Source organism: Terrabacter sp. P5_B1 (genome assembly GCF_056400505.1).
The window spans coordinates 1-2,196 of sequence record NZ_JBFULD010000481.1 but is presented as its reverse complement, the minus strand read 5'-3'; the positions used below and the strand labels follow the sequence as shown (position 1 = coordinate 2,196).

Annotated in this window: 2 protein-coding genes; both read right to left on the bottom strand. The window is 75.0% G+C overall.

The window, feature by feature from the left end:
* A partial coding sequence (gene bluB / locus AC1DP0_RS21140; protein ID WP_478088403.1) for a 5,6-dimethylbenzimidazole synthase occupies window positions 1-1,308 on the bottom strand: 1,308 nt, incomplete at its 3' end.
* A gap of 10 nt (window positions 1,309-1,318) precedes the next feature.
* Window positions 1,319-2,122, bottom strand: a complete 804-nt coding sequence (locus AC1DP0_RS21135) for an SDR family NAD(P)-dependent oxidoreductase (RefSeq protein ID WP_478088405.1) — start codon at window positions 2,120-2,122, stop codon at window positions 1,319-1,321.
* Window positions 2,123-2,196: the final 74 nt, after the last annotated feature.

Below are 2,196 nucleotides of genomic sequence, written 5' to 3'. Positions count from 1 at the left end.
GGCCAGGGCCCGCGTCACGACGTCGCGCTTGCGGTCGAGCMTCGCGGCGTCGGCGGAGGAGCCGCGACCGACGACGTCCTCGGCCGGCACGCCGAGCAGGGCGGCCGCGACGGCGGCCGCCACGGTCGTGTTGCCGACACCGACCTCCCCGAGCGCCACCGGGCCGGCGCCGGCCACCACGCGGCCGCGCTCGCGCCCGAGAGCCAGCAGGCCGGCATACGTCATCTTGTCGAGCGCGTCGGTGTTCACGAGATCGCCTCTGCTGCAACCGATCCCAGCGTCGATGAGCTCGACGTCGAGGCCGGCGGCGTGGGCGGCGACGGCGCCCATCGACGTGCCTTCACGGGTGGCGCGCGCCACGTCCGCCGTGACCGACGGGTCGAACGCCGTGATGTCGTATGCCGTCACGGCGTGGTCCGCGGCCGCCACGACCAGCGTGCCCCGTCCGTCCACTGCGGTCAGCGCGGTGACGCGGTCGAGGACGGTGTCGAGGACACCGAGCGAGCCGGGCACGGCGAGGAGGTCGTCCGACCGGTCGCGGGCCGCGACGAGCTCGGCAGGCTCGGGAGCGCGAAGGTGCGAGGGTGGGGCGTCCCGCTCGGTCCAGCGCTCGCGCATGACGACCTGGTCGAGCGGCAGCCGCTTCGACCAGCCGGCACGTTCGAGGCCGGGCTCGGGCGGGCGCTCGTCGGGCCAGCCGAGGCAGAGCCAGCCCAGCGTCTCGACGCCGTCGGGAAGGCCGAGCAGGTCGGCGAGCTCGGCCGGCTCGAAGAGAGTGACCCAGCCGAGTCCGAGACCGTGGGCGCGGGCGGTCAGCCAGATGTTCTCGATGGCGGCGGCGCACGACCAGAGGTCGGCGTCGGGGAAGGTCGCGCGACCGAGCACGCCAGCGGCCGGGGTCCGGCGGTCGCACGCGACGACGATGCCGACGGGCGCCTCGCGGATGCCCTCGAGGCGCAGGTCGAGCAGGCCGCGTGCGGACTCCTCGGCCATCCCCGCGGCCTGGCGAAGTCGGCAGCGGTCGGCCATCAGCGCCGCGGCGTCCCGCGTCGCGGCCTCGGTGACGACGACGAAGCGCCACGGCTGACTGTGCCCGACCGACGGCCCGCGGTGGCCCGCCGTGAGCACCGCCGTCAGCACGTCGGCAGGCACGGGGTCGGGTCGGAACCGACGGATGTCGCGTCGCGCCCCGACGACCCGCTCGAGCGAGTCGAGGTCGTCGCGCAGGGCCCACGCGTCGGGCGCCTGCGCCCGCTCGGCAGCCGAGGACGGGTCGCCGATCGTGGGGACAGGCCTGCGGTAGGTCACGTTCCAGACCCTAGTTCGGCGCCGTCTCGATCCACCCACGGGTCGCGCCCAGCACGCGGCTGCCGTCGGTGTCCGCGAGGGACATCCCGACGAAGGCGGTGGCACCCTCCGACGTCTGCCAGCGGAAGCGGTAGTCGGTGGACGTCGCGGCGTCGGCGATGGCCGCGGCGGCGTCCCGGGACGACTGGGCGTTGGCGAAGGCCCCCGCCGACCGGGCGAGGTAGGCCCCGAGCTGGGCGGCATACGGGTCCGCGTCCCGGGCGTCGTCGGGACGTGCGACGTTGGAGACGAAGTCGCTGGCCACCGCGGCGGGCTCGACGACGGAGACGCGCACCCCGTGGGCGAGCATGACGACGGCGAGCGACTGCATGAAGCCCTCGACGGCGAACTTCGCGCCGCAGTAGGCGTCGGCGAAGGGCTGCCCGACGGCGCCGCCGACGCTCGTGACGGTGAGCACCGTGCCCGAGCCCGCCTCTCGCATGTGGGGCAGCACGAGCTTGGTCAGGGCGACGGGGCCGAGGTAGTTGACCTCGAGCTGGTCGCGGATCTCGTCGAGGCTCAGCTGCTCTGCCGTCGCGACGGCGCCGCGCCCCGCGTTGTTGACGAGGACGTCGAGACGGCCGTGGTCGGCGAGCACGCCTTCGACGCAGGCGTGCGCGGCATCGTGGTCGGTGACGTCGAGGGCACGCACGTCGACCTCGACGCCTGCTTGTGCGGCCGCCTCCGTCAGGGCGGTGGCGCGCGACGTGTCGCGCATCGTCGCGACGACGACGAGGCCGCGACGTGCGAGCTCGCCCGCGGTGTGCAGGCCCATGCCCGAGGAGGTTCCGGTGACGAGGGCGACCGGCCGCCCGTGGGGGTTCATGCCGGCGACGCTACGCCCGGACC

Excerpts from the sequence above, each read along its gene's own strand:
- AC1DP0_RS21135 (WP_478088405.1), bottom strand. The coding sequence starts at position 2,122 with ATGGGCCTGCACACCGCGGGCGAGCTCGCACGTCGCGGCCTCGTCGTC.